This window comes from Corynebacterium callunae (genome assembly GCF_046592015.1).
Taxonomy (GTDB): Bacteria; Actinomycetota; Actinomycetes; order Mycobacteriales; family Mycobacteriaceae; genus Corynebacterium; species Corynebacterium callunae_A.
The window spans coordinates 57,505-72,717 of record NZ_JAWVOB010000005.1; the positions used below are offsets into that span (position 1 = coordinate 57,505).

Annotated in this window: 18 protein-coding genes, 1 tRNA gene and 1 pseudogene; 10 read left to right on the forward strand and 10 right to left on the reverse strand. The window is 53.9% G+C overall.

Annotated features, from left to right (window positions below; all coding sequences use genetic code 11):
* Window positions 1-5 precede the first annotated feature (5 nt).
* Window positions 6-82, forward strand: a tRNA-Leu gene (locus tag SFC07_RS07065).
* A gap of 256 nt (window positions 83-338) precedes the next feature.
* Here the strand turns inward: SFC07_RS07065 and SFC07_RS07070 are convergent.
* Window positions 339-761 (reverse strand): hypothetical protein, encoded by a 423-nt coding sequence (locus tag SFC07_RS07070; RefSeq protein ID WP_411207528.1) that lies wholly within the window; start codon window positions 759-761, stop codon window positions 339-341.
* A 442-nt stretch (window positions 762-1,203) separates the two neighbouring features.
* Here SFC07_RS07070 and SFC07_RS07075 point away from each other — a divergent pair, with 442 nt between their 5' ends.
* Window positions 1,204-1,449 (forward strand): hypothetical protein, encoded by a 246-nt coding sequence (locus SFC07_RS07075; protein WP_411207529.1) that lies wholly within the window; start codon window positions 1,204-1,206, stop codon window positions 1,447-1,449.
* A 28-nt stretch (window positions 1,450-1,477) separates the two neighbouring features.
* Here SFC07_RS07075 and SFC07_RS07080 read toward each other — a convergent pair whose 3' ends face one another.
* Window positions 1,478-1,627, reverse strand: coding sequence for a hypothetical protein (locus SFC07_RS07080; protein WP_411207530.1), 150 nt, complete (start codon window positions 1,625-1,627; stop codon window positions 1,478-1,480).
* Here SFC07_RS07080 and SFC07_RS07085 point away from each other — a divergent pair.
* Complete coding sequence (locus SFC07_RS07085; RefSeq protein WP_411207531.1) at window positions 1,627-2,061, forward strand: hypothetical protein; 435 nt, start codon at window positions 1,627-1,629, stop codon at window positions 2,059-2,061. The two genes, SFC07_RS07080 and SFC07_RS07085, sit on opposite strands and share 1 nt — an antisense overlap.
* On the opposite strand, the gene SFC07_RS07090 is transcribed toward SFC07_RS07085, so the two are convergent.
* Window positions 2,058-3,107: an alpha/beta fold hydrolase gene (locus SFC07_RS07090; RefSeq protein ID WP_411207532.1), complete on the reverse strand. Its 1,050-nt coding sequence runs from the start codon at window positions 3,105-3,107 to the stop codon at window positions 2,058-2,060. The two genes, SFC07_RS07085 and SFC07_RS07090, sit on opposite strands and share 4 nt — an antisense overlap.
* A gap of 147 nt (window positions 3,108-3,254) precedes the next feature.
* On the opposite strand from SFC07_RS07090, the gene SFC07_RS07095 reads away from it, so the two are divergent.
* From SFC07_RS07095 to SFC07_RS07125, 7 genes are all read left to right on the forward strand, one after another.
* A complete protein-coding gene (locus SFC07_RS07095; RefSeq protein WP_411207533.1) occupies window positions 3,255-3,572 on the forward strand; it encodes an ArsR/SmtB family transcription factor in 318 nt (105 codons plus the stop codon).
* A gap of 94 nt (window positions 3,573-3,666) precedes the next feature.
* Window positions 3,667-4,659 (forward strand): LLM class flavin-dependent oxidoreductase, encoded by a 993-nt coding sequence (locus SFC07_RS07100; protein ID WP_411207534.1) that lies wholly within the window; start codon window positions 3,667-3,669, stop codon window positions 4,657-4,659.
* Window positions 4,649-5,599, forward strand: a complete 951-nt coding sequence (locus SFC07_RS07105; protein ID WP_411207535.1) for a nuclear transport factor 2 family protein — start codon at window positions 4,649-4,651, stop codon at window positions 5,597-5,599. The genes SFC07_RS07100 and SFC07_RS07105 overlap by 11 nt, the downstream gene beginning before the upstream one ends.
* On the forward strand, window positions 5,584-6,234 hold the full coding sequence (locus tag SFC07_RS07110; RefSeq protein ID WP_411207536.1) for an SDR family oxidoreductase: 651 nt from the start codon (window positions 5,584-5,586) through the stop codon (window positions 6,232-6,234). The genes SFC07_RS07105 and SFC07_RS07110 overlap by 16 nt, the downstream gene beginning before the upstream one ends.
* Before the next feature lie 172 nt (window positions 6,235-6,406).
* Window positions 6,407-7,303 carry an ABC transporter substrate-binding protein gene (locus tag SFC07_RS07115; protein WP_411207667.1) on the forward strand — a complete coding sequence of 299 codons (897 nt, stop codon included), beginning with the start codon at window positions 6,407-6,409 and terminating at the stop codon, window positions 7,301-7,303.
* A gap of 54 nt (window positions 7,304-7,357) precedes the next feature.
* Complete coding sequence (locus SFC07_RS07120; RefSeq protein ID WP_411207537.1) at window positions 7,358-8,329, forward strand: amino acid ABC transporter permease; 972 nt, start codon at window positions 7,358-7,360, stop codon at window positions 8,327-8,329.
* Window positions 8,330-9,094: an amino acid ABC transporter ATP-binding protein gene (locus SFC07_RS07125; protein ID WP_411207538.1), complete on the forward strand. Its 765-nt coding sequence runs from the start codon at window positions 8,330-8,332 to the stop codon at window positions 9,092-9,094.
* Window positions 9,095-9,101: 7 nt separating this feature from the next.
* On the opposite strand, the pseudogene SFC07_RS07130 reads toward SFC07_RS07125, so the two are convergent.
* The 7 genes and pseudogenes from SFC07_RS07130 to SFC07_RS07160 all read right to left on the reverse strand — a co-directional run.
* A pseudogene (locus SFC07_RS07130) lies at window positions 9,102-9,257 on the reverse strand (PTS nitrogen regulatory IIA subunit); the annotation flags it as partial.
* A gap of 52 nt (window positions 9,258-9,309) precedes the next feature.
* A complete protein-coding gene (locus SFC07_RS07135; protein ID WP_411207539.1) occupies window positions 9,310-10,056 on the reverse strand; it encodes a TSUP family transporter in 747 nt (248 codons plus the stop codon).
* Window positions 10,057-10,059: 3 nt separating this feature from the next.
* Entirely contained in the window at window positions 10,060-10,539 is a 480-nt protein-coding gene (gene coaD / locus SFC07_RS07140) for a pantetheine-phosphate adenylyltransferase (protein WP_411207540.1), read from the reverse strand.
* Entirely contained in the window at window positions 10,539-11,126 is a 588-nt protein-coding gene (gene rsmD, locus SFC07_RS07145; RefSeq protein ID WP_411207541.1) for a 16S rRNA (guanine(966)-N(2))-methyltransferase RsmD, read from the reverse strand. Before rsmD ends, coaD begins: the two co-directional genes overlap by 1 nt.
* Complete coding sequence (locus SFC07_RS07150) at window positions 11,126-11,341, reverse strand: acetyl-CoA carboxylase biotin carboxyl carrier protein subunit (RefSeq protein ID WP_411207542.1); 216 nt, start codon at window positions 11,339-11,341, stop codon at window positions 11,126-11,128. The genes rsmD and SFC07_RS07150 overlap by 1 nt, the downstream gene beginning before the upstream one ends.
* A gap of 44 nt (window positions 11,342-11,385) precedes the next feature.
* Window positions 11,386-13,509 carry an ATP-dependent DNA helicase RecG gene (locus SFC07_RS07155; RefSeq protein WP_411207543.1) on the reverse strand — a complete coding sequence of 708 codons (2,124 nt, stop codon included), beginning with the start codon at window positions 13,507-13,509 and terminating at the stop codon, window positions 11,386-11,388.
* 3 nt (window positions 13,510-13,512) lie between these two features.
* Window positions 13,513-15,210, reverse strand: a complete 1,698-nt coding sequence (locus tag SFC07_RS07160) for a DAK2 domain-containing protein (RefSeq protein ID WP_411207544.1) — start codon at window positions 15,208-15,210, stop codon at window positions 13,513-13,515.
* Between the last annotated feature and the right edge of the window lie 3 nt (window positions 15,211-15,213).

Genomic DNA, 15,213 nt, shown 5'->3' on the forward strand with positions numbered 1-15,213 from the left:
TTAATGCCCTTGTAGCCCAATTGGCAGAGGCAACGGATTCAAAACCCGTCCAGTGTGAGTTCGAGTCTCACCAGGGGCACCACTACCAGCGGAAACGCTGAAATACTTTAGCCGAAAAGGGCTAAAGTGACAGAAAAGTGTCAGAATAATCGACACACAAGCAAACGGCTGGAACCAATTAGAAATCAGGTTCCAGCCGTTCTTTTGGGGTTAAGTAGCAAAAAGTGTGTCCGGTCGGCGTGTCACTAACCGGACACACTTCGCTTAGCGAATGGTTCCTTTTCTTATTCCGGTGGAGGGGCCCGACCCCCGGCTCAGAGAGCGGTGGTTCAAGCTGCCTACGAATTACGCTCCACGAAATCCTCAAGCCCCGGAGCTACCCACCCCACGGGGAGTGACCACAGGTGAGACAGTTCAGGTCTAAATGATTTGCGCTCTTCTTCGAGTACAAACGCAGCAAAGTCTTCTTCGAGTGTTGCACTCATGAGAGATTGACCTGGAAAAACAAAAGAAATTTCACCAGGCGTGGAAAGAGCCGTCACAAACACCAGATGCACCAATTGCCCTTTATATATTTCTTCACGAGCAACATCAGCCTTGTTAATATCTTCCCATTCAAGAAAATGGTTCTTCAGCTTCCTACCCTTCAGAAGCTTTTCAATATAATCAAGTCCGTCTGAGCCATCTAATAAACCTACGCAGCATTCATAGCTTGAATCCTGCTCAGAAAGGAATAAAAGAATCAGCTTGTCGGAATACATGCCTCAATTCTCCTATCCCATTCCTCACCAACACTGTTAGTCTGGCACGATCAGACTTAGTCAATGAATGAAACGGGCCATAACTGTTGGCCATTGCTACACCCTTCTAAGGAGCAAAGTGTTGCAACGACCCTCTGAACTTAAGGCATAAGGAGATAACCCAAAATCCCCGTACCAGGCGCCTGGTACGGGGATCCACCATGGATTGGAACCACCCAACCCACCACATATCCCCGCCCACCACAGGCGAGGATAAGGGAATGCTACCTGATTACTAAGCCTGGGGACAAGCATTGCGCAGCCCCACCACTAAATCGCCTTTAAATCACCTTTATTTGTCTGAGCTAGCTGCTAGCATTTCGCCACTTAGCTAAGACCATATTTGTTGAAAGGTATTCTCCGTTGACCTGTGATCCTTGCCCAACACTTACCATCAATCGTGATGGCAAAGCAGTATGTCTCCACTGTGGCCAGCTGGTTCCTGCGATTGATTATTCGAAACAGCTGCGCGAACAACGAAGAGAAGAAAGTCGGCGAGAGCGCCGTCAACGTCAGCGGGAAGCAGATGATTTTGCAATCTGGACTGAGGATTCCTGGGGCACGGATAATCTCGGCTGGGAAGGCGGGGGAAAACTCGGTACGTGCACGGCGGGGTGGCCGCGTCGAAAGCAACCGAAACCGCCACTAACGCAAACCTCCGGAAACCTGACGAACCCTTAGTCCTCAAAAACCAGCCCAGCAGATAGTTCCCTCTGGGCATAAATCTGCCCCTTAATGGTGGCGAGTTTTTGCTCAACACCTTCCATGGCGTCGGCACCGACAACAAATCTCAATCGCAGGTGTTCAGAATCAGAAAGGGTGACCAATGCGCCAGCAAGTTTGGCTGGGTCACCCCCTGCTGCCCATTAATGCTCTTCCAGGCAGCGATTGTTTCTTAGATCCGCGGTCCCAGGATTTTTATCGAGATTGGCCCGTAGTGGCGCAACAAACCGTCGCCCTGCTCAGAGCTGAATCCGAGCGTAATCCGCAAGATCGCACATTAAGCGACCTAGTTGAAGAGCTTTCTGTTAGTAGTGAGGATTTCCGCACCTTGTGGGCTTCTCATGATGTCCGCGAGCACCGCACTGGGTTAAAGCTTTTCCAGCATCCGATTGCGGGCAGCCTGGACCTTAATTTTGAAGCCATGAATCTTGATAATGATCCCGGAATGTTTTTTGTGGCGCTGACAGCACCTCCGGGATCATCCTCACACGATGGCCTCCTATTACTTAATAGTTGGACCGCCACTTCACACTCTTAGGAAGCAAAAAGCTCTCCAAGGTGCTTATCAATCTGCTGCATGTAGTTGGCAGATATTCCAAAAAGCCCTAAGTGGCCAGCGTTATCTTCAATGACGCGCAGCTCACTTCCAGGGATCAGTTCCTGCTCTGCAGCACAATCGCGCACTGGGAAGAACATATCCTCACTAATGGGCATCACAAAGGTCTTGGCCTGCACACGGCCAAGTGCTGCAGCTAGATCACCATCGGTATGGCGGGAGACATCACCGCGCTGCCACTTCCAGGCATTGTTGAGCAGAGTGTTGGGATCCATGGACAAAAATAGTGCGTCCAGGAAGTCGGAAAGCACGGCTTCTTTGCTATCAAATCCCAAGCTGCGCCATTCTTCGCGCTTCCAATATTCAGTGGAAAATCCCATGACAGCCCACAAATGAGATTGACGTCGCAGGCCATCGGCTACCTCAGTGTGGGAGGTGTACTCTCCGCCATTAAAACCGGGGTCAGATTCGATAGCCTCGTTGAGAGTCTGAGTGAAAATGAAATCATGCGGAGTGTTCTTCGCAGTGCCAGCAATTGCTGCTGCACGCTTGACCTTCTCAGGGAAACGCACGATCCATTCATAGGTTTGTTGCGCACCCATGGAACCGCCCACCACCGCAAAGAGCTCGGTGATGCCAAAGTGCTCACGTAGCAAACGCTCCTGGGCTACTACATCATCACCAATGCGGACCTGCGGGAACTTAGACATGGAAATGGAATCATCGGCAGTATTAAAAGGAGAAACTGAAAGCCCATTGCCAATCTGATTAATGGAAATAATGAAGTACTTCTCTGGATCCAGGGCATGACCTGCACCAACATAGGTGGAGAAATATGCGCCATGGGAGCCGGAATACCAGGTAGGCAGCAAAATCGCGTTGGATTTATCCTCATTCAGGGTGCCGGCGGTAGCAAAAGCTAACCAGCAATCCTCAATTACTCCACCCTCCTCCAATTCCAAACGCCCAATGGACGCGGTCTCATACTCTCCATGAGCCTCAACACCATAAAAATTATTCTCTAACATTCAAACTCCTCATATACGAGAGACGGATCACTAATGAACCCCCACCATGATATAGATCACGGCAGAATCTAGCTACAAAAGACGCTTTTCGACGCGCTCCGCGGCCCCTCATTGGCACATCGAGAATTCTCGATTAGTATTGAGACCATGGCAAGCCAAGTAGAGATTTTTAAAGCACTAGCCAATGATGCGCGGTTGGATATTTTGAAGTGGCTCGGCGAACCAGACCGCTATTTCATCGAACCCGCTAAACATGCCACCGAAGAAGTCCGAAATGCCGGTGGTGTATGCGTGCGCGATATTCATGAAAAAGCCAATATGTCTCAGTCCACGGTCTCGCATTATTTGCAGATCCTGCAGCGTGCAGGCTTGGTGGAATCTGAGCGCGTCGGCCAGTGGACCTATTATCGCCGCAATGAAGAGACGATGAAAAAGATCGCCCACTTCATTTCCGAAGAGCTTTAGAAGTAAACACCTTAAAGATTTACCTGCTTGACGCCATAATATCGAAGTTTCGCAATACTTATGATCGTCTTTTAATTTGGAGGAGATTCATTCCATGTCAGCCAAAACGCTTAATGATCTCAAAGTCTCAATTCTTGATCTAGCAACCATCAGCGATGGCTCTACACCTGCCGATGCTTTCCGCAATACCCTCGATCTTGCTGAACACGCCGATCGCTGGGGATATGACCGCTATTGGATCGCCGAGCACCACAATATGGCTCCTATTGCCAGCGCTGCTACCTCAGTCCTCATTGGACTGGTTGCCGAGCGCACCAAGAACATCAAGGTCGGTTCTGGCGGAATTATGCTGCCCAACCACTCCCCTTTGGTCATTGCAGAACAATTCGGCACCCTGGAATCCATTTTCCCTGGCCGTATTGACCTTGGTTTGGGGCGCGCCCCCGGTACCGATCAAATCACCGCGCGCGCCCTGCGTCGCAGTAATTCCGATGACTTCCCCGGCATGGTGGAAGAACTTCGCTCCTACTTCACCCCAGAGCGCACCGGCAAACACCTTAATGTCACCGCCATCCCAGCAGTAGGCAAAGATCCTCTCATTTGGCTACTCGGCTCGAGTGATTATAGCGCCACCCTTGCAGCAAAGCTTGGCCTCCCATTTTCTTTTGCTGGTCACTTCTCCCCTGGTTTTGCCTTCCCTGCTATCGAGACCTATCGCCAAAACTTCCAGCCTTCTGAAGTTTTGGATGAGCCTTATGTCATGCTGGGCCTGAATCTAGCGGTAGCTGATAGCGATGAAGAAGCTGTCCGCCAGTTCTCCTCCACCCAGCAACACTTCTTGGCCTTGGCCCAGGGACATCCGCTGCCCATCCAGCCACCTCGTCAGATGAGCCAGCAGGAAATGAACATTGTGCACAATTCCGTGGCAGGTTCTGTCGTCGGCAAGCCAGAAACGGTGAAGGAACAAATCAAGGGCCTTTTGAAGCAAACCGAGGTCGAGGAAATCATGTTCACCTCTTATATCTACGACCACCAGGCTCGCCTGCGTTCCTATGAGCTCCTCAAAGAGGTCGTAGATGCTGGCTAGGGAAGAAATCCAAGCACAATTCCACGCCCTAATCGCACCATTTGAAAAGGGCGATCTCACCCCAGTTGCCACAACCCTGGCGCCGGAGATTTCCATGGAAACCTCCAACCTGGGCGATGCTCACGGTCGCGCGGAAATCTTAAGCACCTTAAACGCAGCAGCACCAGCATCGCAGTTCAGCCGTTATCACCTCACCAATGAATACATCGCGGTAGCAAGCATTAAGGCCCAACACAGTGTGTACCTCACCGCTGCGGTTATTCAGGGTGTCAGCACCAGTTGGTTTGGCGGACACTTTGCCAATTCCTGGGACCATGCCGAAAACGGCTGGCACATATCCACCATCCGCTTTGAACTGGACTGGGTTTATGGCTCACATCCCACGCTCAATTCCTGGCCCACGCCTCGTAACCAACTGGGCTGGGCACCCGGGGCGCCCCTGCCCAAACCGCTTAGCGCACTGGATGGTCCCTGGCATGTCCTCCCACATAGCGATGAACTCGGCTCGGATGAGCAACAAATAGTGGATGCTTTTACGCGTTATACCTGGGCTGTTGACCAATGGGACTTATCGCTCATGGATGAGATTTTCGCGGATGATCTTTATACCAATATCTCCCCCTTTGGTCCGCTCCGAAGCAAAAGAGAGTTTCTTAGCACTCTGCTACTTTTCCGCACCGGACGGCCCTATTTGCACCATGCCATGGGCGCCACCGAGGTTGAGGTAGATGGCGATACTGCGCGCTTGCAGGTTTATCGCCTCGTCCCCTATGGCGCCACGCCAGAGCTGTTGGAACGCAATATCTTTGGTGCCATCTATGACTGCACCCTGCAGCGCGTGGACGGAACTTGGGTGTTAAAAGCATCACCTTCACTGAGGGAAAACTTTTCGAAATCCCCACGAAATAGAAAAGGAGAAAAAATATGTCAAAGATTCTGATTATCGGCGGAAATGGCAAGGTCGCTATGCGTCTAGCTCCAATTCTGGTGGAGCAAGGAGAAGAGCTGACGAGCCTCTTCCGCAATCCCGATCACACTGCAGAGGTGGCAGATACTGGCGCGACCCCCGTGGTGCAGGATATTGCAGCGCTGAGCACCACCGAAATGGCCGAGCTCATGCGCGGATTTGATGCCATTGTCTGGTCCGCAGGAGCTGGTGGCGGTGCTGCTGAAAGAACCTATGCCATTGACCGTGACGCCGCCATTCGCAGCATGGATGCAGCAACGCAAGCCGGAGTAAAGCGTTATGTCATGATGTCTTATCTCCGCGCGCGTGCCGGACATGGTGTTGCCCCGGATCAAGGTTTTTATCCTTATATTGAGTCCAAGCGCATTGCAGATGACTACCTGCGGGCCAGCGATTTGGATTACACCATCGTGGCTGGAGATATCCTCAGCCTGGACGAGCCCACCGGAAAGATTAATCGGGTGCTCATTCCTGCTGAAACCACTTATGTGCCACGCGGAGATGTCGCTGCCACCATCGCAGCCGTTCTTAAAGATGATTCCACCATCGGCACCACCCTCGATATTTGTGGTGGAGAAACTCCTATTACAGAGGCTATTCAGGGCTAAAACCGCCAGTTTTTCGTCGAAAAGCGCACTCTTGGCAACCACGCTGCTGGTTTGTGGCACCTCACCAGGTAGTATTTTGCCCATGATTGAGAGTTTGACCCGATTGCGAAAACGGCCGCTATCTTCACTGCGCCGCGAATCCGCACCCCAGGCCAGGGTGTCACGCAGGGTGATGGCGGCTGTTGGCATCATGGCAGCCTCACTCAGCCTTGTTTCCTGCGTTACCAATGAGGAACAAGGAACTCCCGAAGGCTGGGAAGAAATCAGCCCAGTCGCCGTTCCTGAAATTCAGGCACTGGTTCCAGAAGATGTCGCCAGCCGCGGTGTGCTTACCGCCGGCGCCAACCCGCCTTTCCCACCATTTGAGTTCAAGGATTCTGATGGTGAGATCATCGGTGTGGAAATGGATCTAGCCCGCGCCATGGCCTCAGTAATGGGCCTGGAGTTTAGCGCTCAGGAACAGGATTTCTCCCTTATCTTGCCTTCGGTTCAAGCCGGTACCATTGACATTGGCGCATCGGGCTTTACCGATAATGAGGAACGTCGCGCCAACTTTGACTTCATTGATTTCCTCTACGCCGGTGTGCAGTGGGCGCAGGCCACCGACCGCGACACCCCGGTGGACCCCAATAACGCCTGTGGTCTGACCGTTGCGGTGCAGCGCACCACCGTTGCTGAAACTGACGACGTAATGCCAAAGTCGGAACAATGTGTGGCAGAGGGCAAAGAGCCCATCACCATCTTGTCCTATGAAACTGCTGATACCGCAGCTACCGCCCTTGTTTTGGGCCGTGCCGATGCTCTGGCAGCTGACTCCCCCATCACCGCCTGGGCTGCAGCTCGTTCCGATGGACGCATTGAGGTTGTGGGCGAAATGTTCTTGGCTGCACCTTTTGGTTTTGCTTTCCCCAAGGATTCTGAGCTCACCCCAGCTGCGGCTGCTGCCTTCCAGCACTTGATTGATACTGGCGAATATGAGCGCATCCTGACGCAATGGGGCATCAAGGAGGGACTTGTTGATGAGACCCTCATCAATGAAGTTCCCTTTAGTGAACGTCCCGCTAGCTAAAGCTGCCGTTTGAAGCCCATCTAATTCTTATTTCTGCAAAAGGACTTTTTGACTATGTCTGATGTGAATGCCCGAAGCGGGCACCAGCACGCCCAACATTCCCAACGCTCCCAACCCAAACCTATTGAGGCAAAGCCTTTGCGCCACCCAGGCCGCTGGGTCTCAGCAGCAATCATTCTGGGACTTCTCGCCTGGTTTATTATCGGCGCGCTGAACAATGATGCTTATGGCTGGGAAACCTACCGCACCTATCTTTTTGATACTCGCATCGCCACCGCAGCTTTGCACACCATTGCACTGACCGTGCTTTCCATGATCCTCGGTGTAGTACTAGGTGCCATTTTGGCCGTTATGCGCATGTCCGGAAACCCTGTGCTGCAGGGCTCCGCGTGGCTCTACCTGTGGATTTTCCGCGGCACCCCAATCTATGTGCAGCTGGTGTTCTGGGGCCTACTCGGCTCCCTCTACCAGTCCATCAACCTCGGCTTTACCGAGATTGACCTGCAAAGCTTCCTTTCCAATATGTTCATCCTCGCCGTAGTAGGCCTGGGTCTGAACGAAGCCGCCTACATGGCTGAAATTGTGCGTTCCGGAATTCAAGCAGTCCCCGAGGGACAAATGGAAGCCTCTAAGGCTTTGGGCATGAACTGGGCCATGACCATGCGCCGCACCATCTTGCCGCAGGCCATGCGCATCATCATCCCACCAACCGGCAATGAGCTGATCTCCATGCTCAAGACCACCTCCCTCGTGGTTGCGATTCCTTATTCCCTCGAGCTTTATGGTCGCAGCATGGATATCGCTTACTCCCTCTTCGAGCCAGTTCCAATGCTACTTGTTGCTGCAACCTGGTACTTGGTGATCACCTCCATCCTCATGGTGGCGCAGTACTACTTGGAAAAGCACTTTGAAAAGGGCAGCACCCGCACCCTGACCGCCCGTCAGCTGGCTGCCTTGGCTGATGCCGAAGGTGCCATCCCTGGCAATGTCACCGTTGTTCCTGAGCTTCCCAAGGAGAATAAGTAAATGTCTGAATTGATGATTGACGCCCAGCAGGTGTGCAAAAACTTCGGCCGCCTCGAGGTGCTCAAAGGCATTGACCTCCAGGTCCCTAAAGGAACAGTAACCTGCCTTATTGGACCTTCCGGTTCCGGTAAATCCACCATGCTGCGCTGCGTCAACCACCTGGAAAAGGTCAACGCTGGCCGCCTCTACGTCGACGGTGACCTCATTGGCTACCGCGAAAAGGAGGGCGTGCTCTATGAGATCTCCGAAAAGGATGCCGCCCGCCAGCGCGCCGATATTGGCATGGTGTTCCAGTCTTTCAACCTTTTCCCCCACCGCACGGTGATTGAGAACATCATCGAGGCCCCCATTCACGTGAAGAAGGTGCCGGAAAAGCAGGCGCGCGCCCGCGCCATGGAACTACTCGAGCAGGTTGGCCTGGCACATAAGGCCGACGCTTATCCGGTGCAGCTGTCCGGCGGCCAGCAGCAGCGCGTGGCCATTGCCCGCGCGGTTGCGATGGAGCCAAAACTGATGCTTTTCGACGAACCAACCTCAGCTTTGGACCCCGAGCTTGTTGGCGAAGTCCTACGCGTGATGAAGCAGCTTGCTGACCAAGGCATGACCATGTTGGTTGTTACCCACGAAATGGGCTTTGCTCATGAGGTCGCAGACCAGGTGGTCTTTATGGCCGATGGTGTGGTGGTTGAGTCCGGTACCCCAGAACAGGTACTGGATAACCCACGCGAACAGCGCACCAAGGAATTCCTTTCTTCGCTGCTCTAAGGTGAAATTCTAAAAAATGCGGGAGGGCCCGCCGAGATACTCGGCAGGCCCTCTTATTGCTTTCCTTCTTCTTGTCCGGAATTTGTCTAGCGCGATTTTTCAATTGCAGATGTTCCTGGAGTCTTTCCGGATTCATCTTCCACATTGATCTATCACCGCCCATCGCTGTCACCTCCCCACATATCACTCGATTCAGCGACACACTCTAGACTGCTTTAAGCAAAAAGACCACTAAGGCCCTTATACAGCACCACAAAGGCACCGCCAAAGGCCACTACCAGCGCAAATTTCCGAGCCGTGCCCTTAGCAATATGTGGAGCCATCCGTGCGCCCAAGAAATTTCCCAGCACCATCGACACCACGCACACCGGCCACACCCACAGGCTGGTATCGGGTAGATGCGCTGTTCCAAAAAGCGCCTTCACCAAAATGGAGACCAGTGCTGCACTGAAGAAAACCGGCTGCAATGTGGCGGCAAAAGGTTTTTGTTCCCACCTGGTTGCTTGGGCATAAATCGTCATAACGGGACCAGAAGCCCCAGACAGGGAGTTGCTAAAGCCAGAGACAATGCCCGCCACCACCGCTGGGATCCGCCCAGAAAAATGCGGAATTTTCTTTTGGGCGAAAGTCACCAAAGATAATGAAGCAAGCAAGATGAGGGCCACGATGGTTAAGACCACCGATACCGGCACATATTTAAGCAGCACCGTAGCGGGGATGGCCCCTAGGATGAGCATGATGGCGATTATGCGAAATTGCGGCCAATCAATATCTTTATGCACGCTGGCGGTGCTGATGGCGGCGTTAAAAACCGAGATAACATTCACCACCAGGATGCCCTCAATGGGGCCAATGATTACTGCCATGACTGGCCCAGCCACCAGCCCGAGCCCCAAACCTGAGACTCTTTGTAGGCAGGCACCAAAGGCAACAATCACCCCGATGGTGAATAAAGCAAGCATAAATTAGCTTTGGCGGTACTTCTTGGTCATGGCCTCTGCAACCACATCAGGCAAAAGCCCTGAAACATCGCCACCAAAACGCGCTACCTCTTTACAAAGGGTGGAGCTGACATAGCCGAATTTTTCATCGGTAAGCAAGAAAAAAGTGTCCACGCCTGAGAGCCTGCGGTTCATCTGCGCCATGGGCAGCTCATACTCATAGTCCAAGGAGCTGCGCAGTCCCTTGACCAAAGCTCCTACCCCATGGGCCGTAGTGTAATCCACCAGCAAAGATGCCCAGGTATCCACTGACACATTGCTTAGGTGCTTGGTGGATTCACGGATAAGTTCCATGCGCTCTGGCACGCTAAAAAGTCCCGTGTTCTTATTGGGGTTGGCGGTCACCAAGACAGTGACCTCTTCAAATTGCGCAGCAGCGCGGGTGATGATGTCGAGGTGTCCCAGGGTGATGGGATCAAAGGAACCGGGGCAGACGGCTTTCATTAGCTCTCCTCTAACAGGGTTTCATCAAACACAGCCATATCCATACGCGCGATGCCATAGGTGCGCTTTTTGAGCTTCTGGGTGGTGGGCACCATCCAGACTGGCCAATCGGTTTCTGGAGATTCAATGTGGCGTTCCACCACAATAGCTGCACCATCAAGAAGCTTGGGTGTTAGAGCTAGCAGCATGTCCCGCACCGCGTCGTCGGCAAGCTCATAGGGCGGATCAGCCAGCACCATGGTGAAGTGCTTATTGGGCGCTGAGGCCAGGTAGGTAGAGCCTTTCATCTCAACAACCTGCACCCGTGGGTGCTTGACCACCGCAATATTGCGGCGGATGACCTCTACTGCCTTGGGGTTCGATTCCACCAACACCACTTCTTCTGCACCGCGGGAGGCAGCTTCCAGGCCGAGGGCGCCGGAGCCTGCAAAAAGGTCGAGCACGCGCTGGCCTTCAAATCCAAAACGGACCTGCAGGGAGGAAAAGAGGCCTTCGCGGGCACGGTCAGAGGTAGGGCGGGTACCAGCTGGTGGCACTTCAATCTTCCGGCCGCGAGCTTCGCCGGAGATAATGCGGGTTTGTCCCATTAGTTCTTAGCCTCCAATTCCAACAGCTCATCGCCGCCGGTGACATCGGAGAAATCATCAAAAGCCAAGGAAGCAACCACGCCTGGGCCGGGAGCCAGGATGGGAGCCTCGAGTTTGATGGTTTCAACGGTGCCAAGTTGCATTCCGGTGTCTACCGTATCGCCTTCATCGACGAAGTAGTGGACGATTCCGGCAAAGGGTGCGCAGATCTTCATGGGTTATAGACTATCGCAGGTTGCCTCGATATAAGCAGGCAGGGTCAGCTCTTCTCCAGGTAGTCCTGATTAACGATCGCTATCTCACTGACCAGCTCCAGCGCGCGACGGCGGTCGCGTGCTACGAGCTCGGCGGCGTCGATAAGCGCCTGTTCAATAATCTTTTGGTCGGTGATAAAAGAGAGGTGGCGCAATTTGGTGTCGCTGCCTGATTGACGGGTGCCTAGGACGTCGCCTTCTTGGCGTACCTGTAAGTCAAGTTCAGAGAGTTGAAACCCATCAGTTGTGGCGGCGATGGCGGCAAGCCTTTTGCCTTGCGGCGAGTTCTCATCAAAGGTTGTGTGCAAAAGGCACAGGGAGTCATAGGCGCCACGGCCAACACGACCGCGCAGCTGGTGGATTTGGGAAACGCCGAAGCGCTCGGCCTCGCGGATGAGCATGACGGTGGCGTTGGCAACGTCAATACCGACCTCGATGACGGTGGTAGCCACCAAAATATCGATCTCGCCGCGTGCAAACTCTCCCATGACCTCATCTTTAAGGTCAGTGTCCATGCGGCCATGAAGCATGCCGACGTTTAGCCCTGGGAAAATATGCTCTTCGAGAAGCTGATGGATTTCCAGGACGCCGCCTTCACCCTCAATTCGGGGGCACACCACATAGGCCTGCCGACCAGCAAGGACTTCTTCTCCGATGCGTTCCCAGCCGCGTTTAACCCAGCCGGTTTTATAGTCCGGGATCACTGAAGTTTGGATGGGGCGGCGTCCACCGGGTAGCTCACGCAGGGTGGAGACTGCCAGGTCACCGAAGACCGTCATGGCGATGGTGCGTGGGATGGGTGTTGCTGTCATCACCAAAAGGTGTGGGGTGAGCCCCTCGCGGCCCTTGGTGCGCAGGCGATCGCGCTGCTCCACGCCGAAGCGGTGCTGCTCATCCACCACAACGAGGCCCAGATCAAAAAACTCCACACTATCTTGGATCAGCGCATGCGTACCGACGACAATATCGGCATCTCCCGAGATAACTTCCAGCAGTGCCTCTTTTTTCTTGGCGGCGGGCATGGAGCCAGTCAAGAGCACAACGTTGACATCAAGGCCTGCGGACTCCAAGGTGGATCGCAAACTCCGGGCATGCTGCGTGGCCAACACTTCCGTGGGCGCCAGCATCGCGCATTGGCGGCCGGAATCAATGGCCTGCAACATGGCAATCAGCGAGACAATGGTTTTACCCGAACCCACCTCACCCTGGAGCAGGCGTGACATAGGTACCCGCTGCTCAATATCGGCGCTGATTTCTCGAATAACCTGCTTCTGGCCAGCTGTGAGCTGGAAATCCAGAGCCTCGATGAGCATATGCTGATGCCCTTTAAGCGCGCGCGGCATCGGTGGAGCCTTGCGGTTTTTGTTATCAGCACGGCGCAGTGCCATCACGGTGGCCAGTGAAAGTGCCTCGTTATACTTCAGGCGATTAATAAAGGTGCTGGGTGGTTGGTCACCTGGATCGTGAATACCGCGGATGGCTGCATCAAAACTGGGCAGGCCATCTGGAACCACGGTGAGCGGTTCTTTGATCACCGGCATGGTTTCTAGGACGCGTTGCACCGCAGCCATAATCCGCCAGGTGGTCATGGTGGCGGTACCTGCATAAATGGGGATATATTCGCGGTCGACGAGGCGACGGGCAACTTCTTCAATATCGCCATAGGCCGCCAAAGACTTCATACCGCCTGTGGCGGTGAGTTTGGTGGTGGATCCAGGAGTGGGGATAACAATGAACTCTGGGTGTGAGAGCTGAGGTTCATTGCGGAAGAATTTTACTTTGCCGGTAAAAAGCGCGCGGATGCCCTGTGGCAGCAGGCGTGGAATATGTTTGGCACCAAAGAAAGAAATGCCGATGCGCTCGGTTTCGGTGACCACCATGACCTTGTAGAGCAATTTTCCGGACTGGGTATAGGACTGTTTGGCCACAGCTACTTCACCAACGATGGTGACAAGATCGCCCTCGACGGCATCGCCAATGCCTACTCCCGAACCGTGGTGGGAGTATTTGCGCACATGGTGGCCAAGTAGTTGCTCGGCGGTGGTATAGCCCAAGGCTTTTTCAAAGGCCTTGGCCTCTTTTGCGGGCAGAATATCTTTGAGCAAACGCTCATCATGCCAACCCAACATTTTCTACTCCACCCCGATCTCTACGAGATTCTCCATTCCAGATGCAGGATAGACGGTGATCTCCACACCTGTATGAGTGCCCAGGCCACGGCGGAAAATATCCTCATCAAACTCATGCTGGCGTTCTTTCACAATAAGCAGCGTGATCTGCTCGCCGCCACCATCAAGTAGACGCAAAGCGGTACGCGATAACGCCTCATTGAGTTCCTCGGAGACCTGCACAATTTCGGGTCCAATAAAGGTGAGCAGATCTCCCTTGGAACAAGCACCGGCTTGGGTAAGCGCTGCTGAGGTGGCAGCACGAACCACGGCAGTACGCATAGCACCTGCGGCTTCTGCCATGGCATAGGAATCCACCGCAATGGGCTGGGCTGGATCATGCACGGCTACGGCAGCAATGCCAGAGACCAAGGTGGAGGTGGGCAAAATGATGACATTTTGTTCAAAGGCATGACTGGAGCGCTCAATGGAAACCAACTCCCGCTTGCTTAAGAAACCATTGGGCAAAAGGATAACTTCATCAGCACCGGACTTACGGGCACTGGAAACAATCTTGGCCACAATGTCATCATCGGGTTCTTCAGCATGTAGCTGCGAGATTTCCCGCGGAATAACGTTGACACCAGCGCTGCTATACAGCTCTGCCACCAAGCCATGGGGTGCTACGGCCATAAGAACCCGGCGCGGTTGTCCGACTGGGTTATGTCTGGTCTCTGGGAGGATTTCGAGGCGCAAATCTTTTACTGCGCCACTGGCAAAGGCTTGTTCGATGATCTCCCCGGCGCGACGAGAGTGAATATGGACCATGCCGGCGGTGTCGGTTTCGCGGGCGACGATGAGGCTATCGCCAAGTTCGTGGAGTGTGGTTTCCAAAGCGTTGAGTGCTGCCTCGGTGGTGCAGGTGATATAAAACATCACTTCGAGGTTGCCCACTCGGCCATGAGTATCGGCGGAAGCATCGGCGCCTGTGCCCTCGGCGCCTGCGTTGGCTGTGGCATAGTGGGCGCGCAGTTCTTCCCTCGCTGCGCTATCAATTTGGGCGAGCAGGCTTTCCAGCAGGATGACCAAGCCCTGACCGCCGGCGTCTACTACTCCGGCTTCACGAAGCACTGCCAACTGCGAGGGTGTGCGGGCGAGAGCGGTGCGCGCAGCCTTGACGGTATTGCGGACGACGCTTAAAAGATCGTCTGCGCCGTTTTCTACGCTGTGTTCTGCTTCGATGGCAGCCGAGCGCAGGACAGTAACAACGGTTCCCTCTACAGGATCGGTAATTGCACGGTCTACTAGTGAGCGGGCAATACCTAAGGCTTCTTGGAAGGTGCGGCCATTGATCACGCCGTTGGCTGCTGCTTGGGATACTGCTCGCAAGACTTGGCTGAGTACTACTCCGGAGTTGCCGCGTGCACCACGTACGGAACCAACGGCAAGTGCTGCGGTCATACGCGCTACATCGCTGGTGTCGGTGACTTTAAGGGCTTCATCAAGTGCTGCCGTCATGGTGTGGGTCATGTTGGAGCCGGTATCTGCATCGGGCACGGGGAAAACGTTGAGTGCGTTGATTTCGGCACGACGTTCACTCAGTTCCCGCACGGCAGTATGAGCCCAGCCGAGGACCCCGGGGCCGTCGAGTTGGAGTGTAGGGTCAGATGCCACCGCGTTGTTTAGGGTGTCATGCTGGTTTTCGCTGCTACTGCCGGACATAGT